This is a genomic window from Pedobacter sp. KBS0701 (genome assembly GCF_005938645.2).
In the GTDB taxonomy this organism is placed as follows: Bacteria; Bacteroidota; Bacteroidia; order Sphingobacteriales; family Sphingobacteriaceae; genus Pedobacter.
Genome location: NZ_CP042171.1, coordinates 2,527,906 through 2,543,886, shown reverse-complemented (window position 1 = coordinate 2,543,886; position 15,981 = coordinate 2,527,906). Strand labels below are relative to the sequence as shown.

Here is a 15,981-nt window from a genome sequence, read left to right as displayed (position 1 = left end):
GCCTTGCGCAACTTTGCTTTATCAAATCCCGGTACAATGGGGTGCCGGGAGATAAGTTAAGCTGTTATGTTGCATGGTTTTTCTACTCTCAAATTTTTAGCGTCGTTATTGGTTCTTGGATTGCTTTGGTATGGCGGTGTGTTGTTGTTCTTTTATCTGAAAAGAAAGCAGCGGCAATTAGGTGTTGGGAATGCAGCAAAGCAGACTGATCGTGTGGCTTCCAGCGGTCAGCAGCATACAGTTTCTGCTGTTGCGGAAATTCCGTTGGCAGATGACCTGATGGGGAAAGCAAAACTGCCCGAAGGCATGAGTTCCGTGGGGATGGAAGAGGTTGGCTTTGTTGATTTCGAAGGGCGTGGTGTAGCGGATCAGCAGGGGCTGGTGCCGGATCTGCTGGAAGAAATCAAAAATGTGTTTTCGCTGCTTGCAAAGGAAGACGGATCAAAAAGGGATTTTCTGGAACTGATGAAAGCAGTGAAGGAGCATTATCCGGGCATGGCTTCGCATCCCAGGATCAGGCAGATCAATGAATTTATCAATTCGCATGCGGCCTTTCATCTTTCTGCTGAGGAGCTAGAAAACCTTTGGTATTAGCCTTAGTAAGGCCATGCGTTTCGCTCGGCCTTTTTTTTCAATTCTACATCTATCTACTTATTCCAATTTCTATGAGAAATCAATTCAATAGTCCTTCAAGGACACTTTTTGCCAAATTTTTATTGGTGGTATATATCTTTTGCTGGTGTCAGGTTTTATTATCGCTGCCGCTTTTTGCGCAGGATGGCAATGCGGGGATACAGGAAGCAAGGGATAAAGTTGTCGGGTATTTTGATACGGGCTGTGACCTGATGTATGCGATCGGTGCAGTAATGGGTATCATCGGGGCGGTCAAGGTTTTTAATAAGTGGAACGCTGGTGAGCCGGATACTTCCAAAGTGGCTTCTGCCTGGTTTGGTTCCTGCGTGTTTTTGGTGATTGTGGCGACAGTTTTAAAATCGTTTTTCGGGATTTGATTTATGGCTACGGTTTATCATATCAATAAGGGCGTGGGAATGCCGATCGTTTTTAAAGGCTTAAAGGCCCAATACATCGCTTACCTGGCTTTTGGACTGCTGCTGATGCTGATTGGTTTTGCCATTGGTTATGTATCGGGCGTGCCGCTGGTGGTTTTGATGGGTTTGGTGCTGGTTTTTGGTGGCGGCCTGTTTGTCGTGGTCTTCCGCATGAGTGCAAAATTCGGGGAGCATGGACTTTTGAAGTTTCTGGCGAAACGTGGTTTGCCTGAATATCTGGTGTTCCGTTCAAGGCGGTTATTTACAGGGCTTAAAAATGTACGGTCATGATCGAGGCAGCTGATATATTTCCTATTTACAAAGTCGAGCATGACTGCATCCAGTCGATGCAGGGGGATCTGACGGTGGTGTTCAGGTTGATGTTGCCGGAAATCTTTACGCTTTCAGAAAGGGATTATGAAAGTTATCACCAGGCCTGGGTAAAGGCGATCCGGGTGCTGCCGGTGGGAACGGTGCTGCATAAGCAGGACTGGTTTTTAGAAAGCAGGTTCAAGGCTGATTTTTCGGCGGAACATAGTTTTTTATCCGGGGCATCCGAACGCTTTTTTAATGAGCGGGAATTTCTGGAACATGAGTGTTATGTCATGCTGACCATGAAACCCTCGGGCAGGAAGCTGTCAAATTCAGCTTACAGCAATATCCTGCGAAAGCGGATTGTGCCGGAGCAGACGGTGGATGCAGCTTTATTTAGTTCTTTTATGGATGATGTAGGGCAGTTTGTCCGGATTTTATCGGATAGCGGTTTTGTGTCTTTGGTTCGCTTAACTGATGATGAGCTGGCGGGAACGGCGAATAAACCGGGACTGATCGAACGTTACTGCTTTTTATTAGGCAAAGAGGAGATGCCGCTGATTTCGGATATCCATTTGCGGGATGAAATCCGGGTGGGGGATAAACGCTGTGAGCTCTACACGCTTTCGGATGTGAAGGATTTGCCGGCAATGTGCGGCCCCAGAATCAATTATGATAAATACAGTTCGGACAGGTCAAAATTTAGTATTGGCTTTGCAAGTCCTCTGGGATCACTGTTATCCTGTAATCACATATTAAACCAGTATATTTTCATTTCGGACCGGGATAAGGTGCTGAAAAGGCTGGAGGCCAAGAAACTGCGTTTGCAGTCGCTGTCTGCTTATTCCCGTGAAAATGCATTGTCACGCGATGCGGTAAATGATTTTTTAAATGAAGCAGTGGCCTCGCAGCGTTTACCGGTAAAGGCGCATTTCAATGTACTGGCCTGGTCTTCGGACCGCTCGAAGTCGCTGGATCTGAAGAACCTGGTTGGTTCGGCAATGGCGGGGCTCGATGCGTCAGCGAAACGGGAGACCGACGGACAGGCGCAGATTTGGTGGGCGGGGCTGCCGGGGAATGCGGCTGACTTTCCGATGAATGACTCCTTCGATACTTTTTTGGAGCAGGCGGCTTGTTTTTTTAACCTGGAAACGGCTTATCAGAGTTCGTTGAGCCCATTCGGGATTAGACTGGGGGACCGGTTAACGGGGAAACCAGTACATGTAGATATCAGTGATGAGCCCTGGGAAAAGGGGCTGATTACGAATCGGGCGAAGCTCCTGATCGGGCCATCGGGATCGGGTAAATCTTTTGCTGTCAACCACATGATGCGGAGCTACTATGAGCAAGGGGCGCATTGCATACTGGTGGATATCGGGCATAGTTATAAGGGACTTTGCGAACTGGTCGGGGGCTATTATTTCACCTATCGAGAGGATGACCCGATTAAGTTCAATCCTTTTTACCTGTCTGATGGGGATCAGATGGATACCGAGAAAAAGGAAAGCATCAAGACTTTGCTTTTGGCATTATGGAAAAAGGATGATGAGCCATACAGCAGGTCGGAATACGTGGCGATATCCAATGCCCTGAAACTGTATTATGAACATCTGGAGTCGAGGGCTGATATTTTTCCCTGTTTTAATTCCTTTTATGAGTTTTTGATGTCGGAATATATGCAGGTGTTATCCGATGGCAAGGTAAAGGAGAAGGATTTCGATATAGGAAATTTTCTTTATGTGCTCAATCCTTATTATAGGGGCGGGGAGTTTGATTACCTGCTCAACGCCTCTGAAAACTTGGATATGTTGCAGGAACGTTTTATTGTTTTCGAACTGGATAATGTAAAGGATCATCCGATTTTATTTCCGGTAGTAACGCTGATCATTATGGAAATGGTGATTTCGAAGATGCGGAAACTGAAAGGGATCAGGAAAGTGGTGTTGATTGAAGAATGCTGGAAAGCCATCGCGAAGGAGGGCATGGCTGAATATATCCGTTATTTATTTAAAACGATGCGTAAGTTTTTCGGGGAGCCCATCGTGGTGACCCAGGAAATAGAAGACGTGATTTCCTCACCGATTGTTAAGCTAGCCATTATCAATAATGTGGACTGCAAGATCCTGCTCGATCAGCGTAAATACCAGAATAAGTTTGAACAGATGCAGAAGTTGCTTGGACTGACCGATAAGGACAAGACGCTGGTGCTTTCGATGAATAAGGCCAATAACCCCAAACTGAAATACAAGGAAATCTTTTTCTCGCTGGGCGGGCAGATGAGTAAAGTATACCGGTTGGAGGTAAGCCTTGAAGAATACCTTGCCTATACCACCGAGGCGCGGGAAAAAATACTAGTGCAGGAATATGCTATGCGTTACGGAAGCATCCGGAAAGGCATATCGGTGCTGGCATCGGAGATGAGGGCGAGAGCGAAGCCGGGTTAGCATCCTGCATCTGGCTTTATCGAACCAGGGATGAAGCCATAAATCAATGCAACAAATTTATCAATCAGGCAATATTTCAATCAACCAATCCAGATATCATGAAAACAAAATACTTTTTTTTATTGCTGGGCGCGCTGGGTTTAGCGGCCTGTAAAGGTACCAGGGATCTGCAATCTTTTATCCCGGGTACCTATGTGGATCATGCCAAAGGAGCATACAGTGAATCCTGGGATACACTGGTCATTGGGGATTTTAACCGAGTCAAGGGTTCTTATTCTATTATCCGAAAGACGGGTTTCAGGCGGTTGGAGAATCAAAAGCCGGGCCGTTTGGAATACGACGCTGAGCGCTGGCTGGGGATCTGGGAGGAGGAAAGCGAGTCGATCCAGGTGCCCGGGAAGTCAAAAATCATCAGCTTTTATCCCGATTCAGGTGTATTACTGCTGGGGACCCGGGAGTTTCGAAAGTTGGCCGGAAACTAGTCTGGAGGCAAGTCATTTGTAAGGCTACCTATATTAAGATATAAAAATCTATTAACGTATGAAAAATCTATTGGGCCGGTCTTCTGACCGGCTGGGAAAACTATTGACTAAAATTCAGGGGAAGATGAAACAATATATGGTAATTCTGCCGCTTAGCACGATGACGCTGATCGTTGGGCTTCCGAAAGGAGCGGATGCGCAGATCGCGGTGCTGGAAGTGATCAAGGCGGGCGTGAAAAAGGTGATCAAGGCGGTGGACCTGAAAATTCAGCGTTTGCAGAATGAGACGATCTGGCTGCAGAATGCGCAAAAGGTCTTAGAAAACCAGCTATCCAAATTAAAGCTGACCGAGATCGCGGACTGGACGCAGCGGCAGAAGGAGCTTTACCGGGAGTATTACGAGGAACTCTGGAAGATCAAATCTGCCATTGCTTATTATAAAAAAGTGAAGGATCTGACGGCGAAACAGGTGGCGATCGTGGATGAATACAAATGGGCCTGGAACTTATTTAAGCAGGATAAACATTTTGAAGCCCCGGAACTGGATTATATGCAGAAGGTGTATTCAGGGATACTGAATGAAAGCATCAAAAATATTGATCAGCTATTGCTGGTGGTGAATTCATTTAAAACGCAGATGAGTGATGCTGAGCGGCTGGAGATTATCTCAGAGGCATCCGAAAAGATGGATACCAATTATACGGACCTGAAAAGTTTTAACCGGGGTAATGCGGTATTAAGTATTCAACGTGCTTCTTCGATGGAGGAAAGCGCTAAACTAAAAGAAATCTATGGAATTGAAAATTGAGTGTTGCGCTAAAGCCGGAAGGATTCCGGTGTTAGCTGCTGGTTTAGCAAAGCATTTGGCTTTTAAGGTGAGGGCGCTGATTATTGGGGTTTTGGTTTTGATGTTCTGCTTTGGAAGTGTAGTTCATGCGCAGACTTTCGGTGAATTTTTTAACCAAAAGAAAACACAGAAAAAATACCTGCTGGAACAGATCGCGGCTTTACAGGTTTATTTGGGTTATGTCAGAAAAGGTTATCACTTAGTCGATGGGGGCCTGGAGACGGTCCGTGATATCACAAACGGAGAATTCAGTTTACATGGGGCGTTTATTTCTTCTTTGAAAACGGTAAGTCCATCGGTACGAAAAAATATAAAGGTGGCGGAGATCCTGACTTACCAGATCAGTATCGCAAGGTGGTTTGGGGAGTTTAAGGGCAATGCCATGCTTTCGCCGGCTGATCAGCTTTATATCCTGGAAGTGAAAGCTGGGGTATTGGCTGAGTGCTCGCGTGATCTGGAGTCGCTGCTGTTGGTGGTGACTTCGGGCAGGCTCGGGATGGAGGAACCGGAGCGGATCAGGCGTATTGATCTGCTCTATGAAGCGATGCAGAACAAGGCTGCTTTTACGGCTGATTTTATGGGAAAGGTAGAGCGTTTGACCAGGAACAGGGAAAAGGATCATCTGGATATTTTAGACTTGAGGGGAGCTTATGGTTTTGAATAGGTTTTTGATGTCGTTTTTCGCTTGTAGCATGCTAAGCGTATTAATAAGGCATTTTAGGGTGTGCATAGTGGGCATGCTTTGCTTTCAGATGCTGCTGCTTTCCAGTGCTGGTTATGGCCAGTCTGCTGAAGCGCAGCAGCTGCTTTTGAATGTCGAAAAGCTCAGTCAGCTAAAGAATATTTTAGCCGATATGAAGAAAGGCTATCTATTGATATCGAATGGTTATAAAGCGGTTAAGGATATCGCTGAAGGGAATTTTTCCTTGCATGAAGTTTTTCTGGATGGTATGATGCTGGTAAGCCCGGAGATTAAAAAATACCATAAGGTAGCGGATATCATCACTGATCAGGGACGTATCGTTTCAGAATACAAGCGGGCATTTAAGCGTTTTCAGGCATCGGAAAATTTTTCAGAAAGTGATATCGCTTATATGGCCGGGGTATATAAACAGCTTTTTGAGCTGAGCATGGATAACCTCGATGAACTGCTGATGGTAATTACCGCTTCGAATTTACGCATGAGTGATCAGGAAAGGTTAGCAGCGATTGACCGGATTTTTGCAGATACGGAAGAAAAGCTGTTGTTTCTGCGTGCTTTTAATGGCCAGGCCACCATGCTGGATCTCGGGCGAAACAAAGAAAGGGCAGATGTGAAAGGACTGAGTGATGTGCTTAGGAGGAAGAATTAAGTCTTTTTTAAAGGGATAGCTTGATTGGCAGATGGATTTTGGCATCGCTATCAGCCAGATCAGAATAATCAGAACAACAAATCAAGGGTTTATGAAAAAAGTGGTTTATCTATTTGTAGCCTTCTTAGCAGTAATATTGCTGCCTTCTTATACCGCTGCACAAGGGGCGGCCCAAAGTATTTCCGGTCTGCAGCCTGTGCTGGACAGGGTATACACCGAAATGCTGCCGCTATGTTCAGGAATGATCAATGTAGGTCGGGGACTGGCTGGATTTGGGGCGTTGTGGTATATCGCTTCCCGCGTATGGCGGCAGTTAGCATCGGCGGAATCCATTGACTTTTACCCGTTATTGCGGCCGTTTGCTTTGGGCATGGCGGTAATGCTTTTTCCGGCGGTACTAGGCATGATCAACGGGGTATTGCAACCGACGGTATCGGCTACCAATGCAATGGTTGCCAACAGCAATAAAGCAATTGAGAGGCTGCTTAAAATGAAGGAAGCTGCGATAAAAAAGAGCCGCTACTGGCAGATGTATGTCGGGGAAGATGGTAGCGGGGATATGGATAAATGGCATAAATATGCGTATCCTAAGGATCCAAACGCAGAAGAAGATACCTTTTTAGATAGGTTGGGGTATGGGCTGGAGTTCAATATTGCCAAGGCTTCCTATAATTTCAGAAACTCGATCAAGCAGTGGCTGAGCGAGGTATTAGAGATACTTTATGCTGCTGCAGCGCTATGCATCAATACCGTTCGTACGTTTTTTTTGATCGTGCTGGCCATTCTGGGGCCACTGGTATTTGGATTTGCGGTCTTTGATGGTTTTCAGAATACGCTGACGGTATGGATTGCACGGTATGTGAACATTTTTCTGTGGCTGCCGATCTGCAATATCTTTTCGAGTATCCTGGGGAAAGTGCAGGAAAATATGTTAAAGCTGGATTTATCGCAGATCGAGCAGCAGGGGGATACTTTCTTTTCCAGTTTAGATACCGCTTACCTGATTTTTTTGATCATTGGCATTGTAGGGTATTTCTGTGTGCCTAATGTGGCCAATTACGTGGTACATGCAGGGGGAGGAAATACGATCCTGCAAAAGGTGAATTCAATTGTGTCTTCTTCGACCCGTACTGCAAAGCAGGCGGGGAAAGCGGGTGGCGGTATGGTGGCTGATGCTTTAGGGGACGGATACCGCAATATCAAGCAGGGTTTTTCTTCCGGGGCACAGGGGGATTATTTTCCGGACAATCCCCACCAGCAGCAGCGCATTGAAGGAAAGTAGCCACAGGGGTAGTCCCCCTGATCATTTTTTATTAAGTATTCACCGATGATTTAATTTTTATGTTCAGCCAGTTTAAAAATATTGATACTGCTTTTAAGCATATCCGCTTGTTCAGCTTTTTCCTGATCCTGGCCTGTTTAGGGATCAGCTGTTTTGCAATTTACCAGTATTACCGGTTTTATAACCTGAAGGACCAGCGCATTTATATATTATATAATGGCAAGCTGTTAACAGCGTTGGCCTCTGACCGCAAGAGCAATCTGCCGGTAGAGCTCCGTGACCATATCCGCACCTTCCACCAATATTTCTTTTCCCTGGTTCCTGACGATAAGGCAATCAAGGCGAGCGTAACCAGGGCGCTGTACCTGGCTGATGAATCGGCCAAAAAACAATATGATAATTTTCAGGAGAATGGTTATTACAATAATCTGATCGCGGCCAATATCTCACAGGAAATTACCATAGACAGTATACAATTGGATGTGGACCGGTTTCCTTATCCGTTCAGGTGTTTTGCAACACAAAAACTGGTACGGTCTTCTTCGACGGTTTTTAGGAAATTGGTAAGTCAGGGTATCATAGATGACCTTAAAAACCAAACGGATAACAATCCACATGGTTTTCTGATCAGAAAGTTTGAGCTGCTGGAGAACAGGGCCGAACAGCTAAAACCGGAGGAACCATGAGTATCTGGAATTATTTCTTTAAGGCTAAAGGAGCGGAAAGTAATACTACGGTAGAAGCTGAGGCTTTACGTGAAGTTAGGCGGGATGCTAGACGAATAAATCAAAACGATCTATCATTCCGCCTGGCTGAGAAAATACTGAGCGTACAGAGATTCGTGGCTAGCTATTTAAACACTAAAACAAGGGACATTTCGAAACGAAAGATCCGGTTATCGTTGGTCTGCTGTATAGCGCTTGGCTGCATGTACTGTCTGTACCTGATCCTTTCAGCAGTGCTCATTTTTTTGCAATAAATCATTAACCTATAAAAACAATTATGATGGAAAACAGGAAAAAAATAGATAAGAAAAAGGTACTGCTGATTTTTTTGCCGTTGCTGGGGGCAGCTGTACTGACCATGGGATTTTTTATGCTGGTTGGAGGAAAGGGTACAGCTGATGGTACTGCTGATGTTCGTGGAAAGGTGGATTTTTCGCTGCCTGACGCGGCAATTAAAAAACAACAGCCGGCAGACAAAATGGCTTTTTATGAGCAGGCCGAGCGTGATTCTGCGGCCAGGGGATCTGCGTCGCTTTCGCGTATGAGCGAAAACCTGGGTTTTAAAAATCGTCAGGATGAGCAAACCGGAGAGATTTCGCTAAAACTCGAAGCCTTGAAACGTGAAATTGACCGCCCTGCGGAAAATGCCGTTGGTGTCGGGAGCGTTGCAGGTGTGCGTTCGGGTGATGGGGCCTCGAGGCCTGTTGCCGCTGGAAATATGAAAAATGATGTGGACAGGCTGGAGGCGCTGATGAAGATGATGGTCGAAAACAAAAACGCTGGCGAGGACCCTGAGATGAAACAGCTAAATGCGATGATGGAAAACATTATTGATATCCAGCATCCAGAGCGGGTAAAGACGAGATTGGTTGCAGATAAAAAAGTAAATAGCGATAGCCTGTTCAAAGCTATCCCTGCGGTGATCGCTTCGGATAAAAAAGTGGTGCAGGGCGCAACGATCAAACTTTTGCTGCTGGATACTTTGAGGATAAATGGGGTGTTGATACCCAAAGGGCATGAGCTTTTCGGGGCCTGCAAGATTACTAATCAGCGCCTGCTGCTTGATATCAAACAGATCCGCTTGGGTAATGCCATTATACCATCTGATCTGTCGCTGTACAGTTATGACGGCATGTTGGGACTGGATGCACCAGAAGCGGTATTGACTGAAACAGTAAATGATGGGGCAGGGAATGCCATTGGTGATGTGGCGCTGAACACTTTCGATCAGTCCCTGGTTACGCAGGTTGCCGGTGCCGGGATCGATGCGGCGAAGTCAATGATGACTAAAAAGCTACGCAAAATTAAGGTAAAATTAAAGGGTGGGCAGGCGGTGCTGCTCAGAGACAATAAACTAAAACTTCGTTAACTCATGGACCCGGGGATAAACAGAGCGGAGCAGCTTTACCTGGCCTGGGAAGATCGGCAGAAATCCCTTGCCGGGCTAATGGGCGTGAGCCTGGATGAGCGGAAGATAAGGCAATTGAAATATCAGTTTTTATCTAGGGGGCTTTTTAGGGTATCGATCAAACCTTCGGAAATGGAGCGGCTATATATCCAGCTGCTCCGATCGGTAACGGCTAAGCTTCGCAGGCAGCTTTACCCAAATCGGGTGGTGCGGTTTTTTGTAGGGCTTAAGGCTGCGCTGATCGATAAACCAATGCACCTGCGGCGATTTTCCAGGCTCAGGGGTGAAAATATGTATTCGTTAAAAAGGCAGCTTTCTTCATTGGGATTAGGGGGAATGAGCATGAAGCTTGAGGAACAGCTCGATTATGAAAGGCAGCGTGTTGTTTTGGAAGTCCTGCGGGGTTTAAACACAGGGGAAAAGCTATCGCTTCAGGTTTCGCTGGAGAAGGAAGATTTGGGAAATTATCGCTTTAGCGGGTTTGATGCCAGGATTTTGCAAGTGGATGGGCGTGAGAAGTCTTGCTTTTTTTCTCCTGCCAGTGGAATCAATTTAACAGAGGCCATCAACCTGCTGCGTGGTGGGTCGGTGCTGAAAAATGATCAGGGGCTGGATGGCAAATGGGAGAAAAGCTGGGTGAGGGTGAATGACACGGGTAAGGATTTTTCTACTGCCCCACTATTGTTCTCTTCTGGTATCGGGCAGGATTATGATCTGAAAAAACAACTATTGGACCATGCGATCGCGCTGGAGTGTTATGCGATCAGCACCGATGCCGTATTGCGTGGACTGGAGCAGGGGAACAGGATGGTCATTAGCGTCCCGGGAAAAGAAAAATTTTATATCCGTGCGGGGCCGTTTGAAAACAAACTGGAATTCTTTGACGCAGCAAAAAAGGAAATCGATTTTGGAAAACTTAAAGAAATGTTGGGGCCTGTAAAAACACAGCCTTCGCTTGAGCTGGAACTAGGTAAACAGCTTGATCATTCAAAGGAATTGGAGTTACAGATTGGTAGATAAAGCTGTCTTTTATGTTTAAACTGGGCAATAAAACGGGGCTGGCAGCTGAGCTTAGGGAATATCTGGAGGAACAGGTTTCACTTGGCTGTAAATGGGTGGTGTATGACAGTGACAATGAGATCTCGTCTAAGTTTGACCTTGATTGCTTTGTTGACGAAAATTCTGCCTTGGACTTTGAAGAGGAATACCAGCAGATCTTGAACTGGCACCTGTCAATACCGATCGCTGATATGGTTTATCACCTCTCTGCTTTGGAAAAAGCGGCGATGAGCAGTGATGAGAAATTAAATAATCCTAAAACATCATTAAAAACAAAAGCTATGAATTTAAACAATTTAGAAGACCGGAAGGACGAAATGAAAGCACTCGGTGCATCTGAGCAGACCATTGCGAAAATGGAGGAACTGATGAAGAATGGGGATGCCAAATTTAAGGTTCATCAGGTGATGCCTGCAAATAAAGGGCAGGTGGACGTGGAATTTTATTTCCAGCAGTCCTCCAAATCGGAGTATTATTTCCTCAATAAATTTACTGTCGCGCATAACCTGGGTAAGCCTTTGGAAAAAGATCAGCATTACCTGATTATCACGCCAGGAGAAAACGGTAAAGCTGGTTCGGCTAAACAGTTCGACCTGGTGACTGATGCAGTTGAGGCTTTCAAAAAGCGAGAGGGTTCTGTAGAGCTTGCCATCGGTAAAGATGCGGCCCATAAACAAACACTTGCTACTATGGAAAATGGTAAGGTCAATTTTGTAACCAAAGACTTCAGGGGTGCCTTTTATGGAAAGCCTGCATCGCAGACCATGTGGCCGGATCGGGGAAAAGGCTTTACTGTTCAACAGTCTGCCCAGATGATCCAGGGTTATGCCGTTCACCGCAATGACCTGGTGAACTTTCTTTCTGGTGAGCCTTACGCGGCATGGGTAAAGTTTGATATGGATAAAGGGGTTGGTGCAAACGGTAATTTCAATTTGCAGCAGTACCATGATCCGCAGTATGGTTTTGATCTGCCTAAGGTATTGGACAATTACAAGATCAAAGAGTTGTCTGTTCCTGAGAAACGCGAAAAACTGGAAGCGGATCTGCGCAATGGATTGACGCCGTTGGTAAATGTCGAGAAAGACGGGCAGTCGGTAAAACTTTTGCTGGAAGCGGTTCCAAGGTACGGTAAAATGAATTTTTTCACCCCTGATGGTAAGATGGAAAAACGTGAAATGTTCATGACCAAAGAGGCGCTGACCAATCTGCTTGATGCCGGGCAGGAGAAAGGAAAAAACAAGGACAAACAGCAGGAAGCTGGAATGGGGATAGGAAGCTAGGCCTATTTTATTGATTTTTTTGCTGTGTGGTGTTGACTGGTCAGGGGAATTTCATACTGGGGGAAGAGGAGAATAAAATACTGGCCGCTGTTGCCTACGCCAGGTTTAATCGCTACGGGGATCCCCACGAGCTTGATCAGCAGGCTGAACGTATATGTGATTATTGCCAGGAAAATGGTATCGAGCTCAGGGTTGTACTGTCTGAAGAAGCTGAAAGGAGCATGTCCTGCCAGATTTTAGAGGGTATAGTACAAAATTCAGGTGGGAAACTGGATATGGTGGTTGTGGCAGAGATGTGCAATCTTTCCAGGGATGTAGGTTGGCTATTGTTAAAGCAGGCAGAATTTGAGACCCAATATGGAGTAACTATTGTATCGGCTAAGGGAAGCCAACTGAGTCTGGATAAACATGGCGGAATGACTATGGCCTAACGCCCAGCTTTGGTTATTAACTTGTGATTTTTTAATTTTTAAAACGATTGTTATGAAAACATTTGATTCGTTAAAGGCGCTTGTTTTGGGAGCAGAAGAAGATGCCCTGAAATTTTATGCAAAAGGAAATAAGTCGGCAGGTACGAGGTTACGCATTGCTATGCAGCAGGCGAAGATACTTGCGCAGCAGATTCGTGTTGAAGTGAGTACGAAGAAAAAGAACGTTTAATTTAAGGTTGGTTTTGTGGTTTATTTGGATGCCTGACTGTTTTAGTCAGGCATTTTTATTATCAAGTATCTCTGTAAAAGTAACTAAATTAAAGCTTTAGGCAGGGATCGTTTTCTATAAAGACTTGTAGATCCCTTAGTACAAAGCAGATCGAGCTAGGGTAATGGGCAATGATATTGAAGAAGATGATAGGGATTGGAATATGAAGTTTTAAGGGATATCGTTCTTAATACTAGTTCCAATAAACATATGTTGGACTATGATGAGCATCATCGTATTGTTCCCGATATTCAGGACAGTTCTTGATTAGGATGGATTTAGCTGGTATTGCTGAGGTTTTGTTATGGTTGAATTTCGGGAAGACAAAACCTGTTAAGCGATACCGGAGCACAAAAAAAATTAGGTAAGGAGAAAGACTTATTACATATTACAGGATGTTTTTTTCTGCTGTGTTCTAAATTATTTTGAATTCTAGCTTATAAGCGGTAACGTAAAGCGATGTTTTTTGCTATTGCTTTTATTAGGCCGTGATCATCACCGACAGTCCGTTCGAGGGCATCCCATTCTTTGTCGTAGTTTCGCACCAATGTTAATTCTTCGCTTTCTAAACTAATTTTTATTTCCTTGGTTTCTGTATTGATGATTTTTGTGAGAACGGTATAGGTATAATCTTTGTTCTCAAAGGTGATGCGCATGGGTAGACTCATTGGAGCAAAGATAATGGATTGAAGGCTTTGCCCGGAAATATTTTATTCCACAGGTTATTGGTGAAAATGATTATTGCTATTTAGGTGTGGAGCATATGCAAAGCTTAGTGAGTCTTCTTCTTCATGCCAGCAAAATGCGAAACAGCATTTCCATAGTTTTTGTTCGTTATCCAGGCTTGCGCCAGTGCAGTATCGGTGGTCAAACCCCTTTGATCGCAATTCCTCCTTATTTATAGTAATATATTCATTTTCTGTTAGTCTGCTGAGGTCATAGCTTAATAGTATCCTATAATTGTTTTTTATTGCCTTGATCACATCTGGAAAGAGTTTGTTTTCTTCTGCTCTTTTTGTTGCCCGGATGCGGCTGTTGAAGTTGTTTTTGCAATCTACATTGCAGAAGATTTTTCCTGCTCTGCCATGGAGTTCTTTTTCGCAGTAACGGCAGTATTGTTTTTCAATTGGTGCAGTGTTCCGGATCATAGTTTTATTCTTGTTTTTCAATGGTTTCCAATATCTAATATCGGATAATTTTTTATGAAAACTGTTAGGATGCTTTGGGAACGGTTATCTTTTTCTGGAAACTGTTGTCCGTTTTCCTTATCAGATAAGTTGATTTTTTCTGCTGTAATTTTTTGGGAAGGGGGGCAATTTTGGTCTGTAATTAAATTTTATGAGTGATGAAAAAACACAATATTTTGATGTCGGAGAGTTTCTCACGAGGAAAAAGGCATTACTTTTTGGATTATAAGATTGCCCGTAACAGGAGTAATTTTATCTGTTTTACCAGGAGTGATGCGCAAGGAGATGGTACTTACAGTGTGGAGCGCCTGCGTGTATTCCAGGAGGATTTTGAAGTGCTGATCGGAAGCTTTTCTTCTTTGATGACGATGGCCGCTCACTATGGGAATGGCTATGAATCCGTACAGGATATGCGCCTTTTGAACCAGCAGCAGGAGGTAAGAGGGATTAAAGGAATGGAGGTAGCGCTTCGGCCAAGAGAAAAAATGCTGGAGAATGGCCCGGCGGCAATGACTGATACCGAGCTGCTGGCCATGTTGATCGGTTCGGGTACACCCAATGAATCGGCAATTGATCTGGCTTACCGTATACTGGGGAGTGTAGAGGGAAACTTGCAGGAATTATCTGTTTTGGGTTTTCCCGGGCTTTGCCGCTTTGCAGGGATGGGGATTGCCAAATCAAGTTCGGTTATGGCGGCGATGGAACTGGGTAGACGTTTGGGGAGGTATTAGATTTGTTGTTTTCTGATTTTTTGCCTCTGGCGCCCGTCGGGGGCTTTTTTATTTTGTTTTTTATGGGTTAAAAGGTCTGCGTTTTTGGTGAAGAATAGGTTTTGGATGAATCAGGATAGAAGTGAGCGGTTAGGGTGTTTTTAACTGCACAAAATTTTGCTTCTACCTTTTTTGAGCACAAATTTCTGAACAATCCCTTTTCCGCCAAGACCGGTGCCCTGCGGGTTTGCTGGAAAAAAATCTTCCCTGTGAGCTAACGCTCACGAGGTTTTTTTTTCCGCAAAGTCTTGTCTTGAAAAATGGATTGTGTTCAGGTGAGGGTGACTATCAAAAAGGCAGGAGGCTCCTGCCGACTGATATTTTTTAAACCCATAGTTCCATGAATACGATAAAAGGCAGAAGCCCACCGATCCTGGTTTTTTGACCTGGTTAGCGCCAGAGGCGTTAGCAGGGTTTGGCTGCTGATAGTGGCCGTTTTAATTTTTTTTCCATTCACATTTAAATTTTAGAAGTTATGAAAACGACAGTAATTAATGCTGGCGCAATTGCAAATAATGGTTCAGTTGATCATAAAGCTAATGGATTAGCTGGTGGTGGTGCTGCCGCTACGGCTTCCACTGGTGGCAGTGCGATTATGCCGAACATGGATTTTGATAAATCCCCGGAGAGTGTTAAAACAGAGGTGAAAGGAGGCGGGGGAGCAAAGGCAGAAACCCTAAAGGCTAAACTGGATGCCGAAAAAGGGAAAGCAGAGGTTGCGGATAAAACCGAGGGTAAAATGCCTGCCGGGGAGCTTAAGCCTGTCAGGAATTTGGATTCTACGATTAAACTGGCTTTGGATCTGACTCGCCGCATCAATCAAAGGGGCAAGTTATTGGAAACCATCGGCACGTTGGAGGCATTCGAGGTGGCGCAGCAGGATAATGCGGAGGAGACAGATGTTAATTTTTATCAGGGCTGTACGCTGACTATTGAGGACGATAACGGCAGGGAGTTTTCGACTAAAAACCCTTTTATCATTAAAGCGGTGGCGGCGGATGTGAACCGTCTTTGCGTGGATAAATTGGCAGAGATTGAAAGTGAAATCTTTATTCCTGCTTAAAATGCTCAATGCCCTTTGGCGC

At 44.9% G+C, this 15,981-nt stretch carries 19 protein-coding genes; 17 read left to right on the top strand and 2 right to left on the bottom strand.

What is annotated here, in order from left to right:
• Positions 1-66: 66 nt before the first annotated feature.
• The 15 genes from FFJ24_RS10140 to FFJ24_RS10070 all read left to right on the top strand — a co-directional run bounded on the left by FFJ24_RS10140 (position 67) and on the right by FFJ24_RS10070 (position 12,900).
• A complete protein-coding gene (locus tag FFJ24_RS10140) occupies positions 67-594 on the top strand; it encodes a hypothetical protein (RefSeq protein ID WP_138821391.1) in 528 nt (175 codons plus the stop codon).
• Between the two features lie 71 nt (positions 595-665).
• A complete protein-coding gene (locus FFJ24_RS10135; RefSeq protein WP_138821390.1) occupies positions 666-1,010 on the top strand; it encodes a DUF4134 domain-containing protein in 345 nt (114 codons plus the stop codon).
• 3 nt (positions 1,011-1,013) lie between these two features.
• A complete protein-coding gene (locus FFJ24_RS10130) occupies positions 1,014-1,340 on the top strand; it encodes a DUF4133 domain-containing protein (RefSeq protein ID WP_138821389.1) in 327 nt (108 codons plus the stop codon).
• A complete protein-coding gene (locus tag FFJ24_RS10125; RefSeq protein WP_138821388.1) occupies positions 1,337-3,805 on the top strand; it encodes a TraG family conjugative transposon ATPase in 2,469 nt (822 codons plus the stop codon). The genes FFJ24_RS10130 and FFJ24_RS10125 overlap by 4 nt, the downstream gene beginning before the upstream one ends.
• Before the next feature lie 98 nt (positions 3,806-3,903).
• Positions 3,904-4,287 carry a hypothetical protein gene (locus FFJ24_RS10120; protein WP_138821387.1) on the top strand — a complete coding sequence of 128 codons (384 nt, stop codon included), beginning with the start codon at positions 3,904-3,906 and terminating at the stop codon, positions 4,285-4,287.
• A gap of 124 nt (positions 4,288-4,411) precedes the next feature.
• Positions 4,412-5,095: a conjugal transfer protein TraI gene (locus tag FFJ24_RS10115; RefSeq protein WP_138822314.1), complete on the top strand. Its 684-nt coding sequence runs from the start codon at positions 4,412-4,414 to the stop codon at positions 5,093-5,095.
• On the top strand, positions 5,079-5,798 hold the full coding sequence (locus FFJ24_RS10110) for a hypothetical protein (protein WP_138821386.1): 720 nt from the start codon (positions 5,079-5,081) through the stop codon (positions 5,796-5,798). The genes FFJ24_RS10115 and FFJ24_RS10110 overlap by 17 nt, the downstream gene beginning before the upstream one ends.
• Positions 5,799-5,826: 28 nt before the next feature.
• A complete protein-coding gene (locus FFJ24_RS10105) occupies positions 5,827-6,486 on the top strand; it encodes a TerB family tellurite resistance protein (protein ID WP_168202441.1) in 660 nt (219 codons plus the stop codon).
• Between the two features lie 91 nt (positions 6,487-6,577).
• Positions 6,578-7,768 carry a conjugative transposon protein TraJ gene (gene traJ, locus FFJ24_RS10100; protein WP_138821385.1) on the top strand — a complete coding sequence of 397 codons (1,191 nt, stop codon included), beginning with the start codon at positions 6,578-6,580 and terminating at the stop codon, positions 7,766-7,768.
• 59 nt (positions 7,769-7,827) lie between these two features.
• Positions 7,828-8,454 carry a conjugative transposon protein TraK gene (gene traK, locus FFJ24_RS10095; protein WP_138821384.1) on the top strand — a complete coding sequence of 209 codons (627 nt, stop codon included), beginning with the start codon at positions 7,828-7,830 and terminating at the stop codon, positions 8,452-8,454.
• 316 nt (positions 8,455-8,770) lie between these two features.
• On the top strand, positions 8,771-9,862 hold the full coding sequence (traM, locus tag FFJ24_RS10090; protein ID WP_138821383.1) for a conjugative transposon protein TraM: 1,092 nt from the start codon (positions 8,771-8,773) through the stop codon (positions 9,860-9,862).
• Between the two features lie 3 nt (positions 9,863-9,865).
• Positions 9,866-10,921, top strand: a complete 1,056-nt coding sequence (locus FFJ24_RS10085; RefSeq protein WP_138821382.1) for a hypothetical protein — start codon at positions 9,866-9,868, stop codon at positions 10,919-10,921.
• Positions 10,922-10,932: 11 nt separating this feature from the next.
• Positions 10,933-12,240, top strand: a complete 1,308-nt coding sequence (locus FFJ24_RS10080; protein ID WP_138821381.1) for a hypothetical protein — start codon at positions 10,933-10,935, stop codon at positions 12,238-12,240.
• Between the two features lie 26 nt (positions 12,241-12,266).
• Positions 12,267-12,671, top strand: coding sequence for a recombinase family protein (locus FFJ24_RS10075; protein WP_138821380.1), 405 nt, complete (start codon positions 12,267-12,269; stop codon positions 12,669-12,671).
• Positions 12,672-12,723: 52 nt separating this feature from the next.
• Positions 12,724-12,900, top strand: coding sequence for a histone H1 (locus FFJ24_RS10070; protein ID WP_138821379.1), 177 nt, complete (start codon positions 12,724-12,726; stop codon positions 12,898-12,900).
• 476 nt (positions 12,901-13,376) lie between these two features.
• On the opposite strand, the gene FFJ24_RS10065 is transcribed toward FFJ24_RS10070, so the two are convergent.
• On the bottom strand, positions 13,377-13,607 hold the full coding sequence (locus FFJ24_RS10065; RefSeq protein WP_138821378.1) for a hypothetical protein: 231 nt from the start codon (positions 13,605-13,607) through the stop codon (positions 13,377-13,379).
• A 54-nt stretch (positions 13,608-13,661) separates the two neighbouring features.
• Entirely contained in the window at positions 13,662-14,108 is a 447-nt protein-coding gene (locus FFJ24_RS10060) for a hypothetical protein (protein WP_138821377.1), read from the bottom strand.
• Positions 14,109-14,284: 176 nt separating this feature from the next.
• Between FFJ24_RS10060 and FFJ24_RS10055 the strand changes: the two genes are divergently transcribed.
• Entirely contained in the window at positions 14,285-14,857 is a 573-nt protein-coding gene (locus FFJ24_RS10055; protein WP_138821376.1) for a UPF0758 domain-containing protein, read from the top strand.
• A gap of 514 nt (positions 14,858-15,371) precedes the next feature.
• Positions 15,372-15,959: a hypothetical protein gene (locus tag FFJ24_RS10050; protein ID WP_138821375.1), complete on the top strand. Its 588-nt coding sequence runs from the start codon at positions 15,372-15,374 to the stop codon at positions 15,957-15,959.
• Positions 15,960-15,981 lie beyond the last annotated feature (22 nt).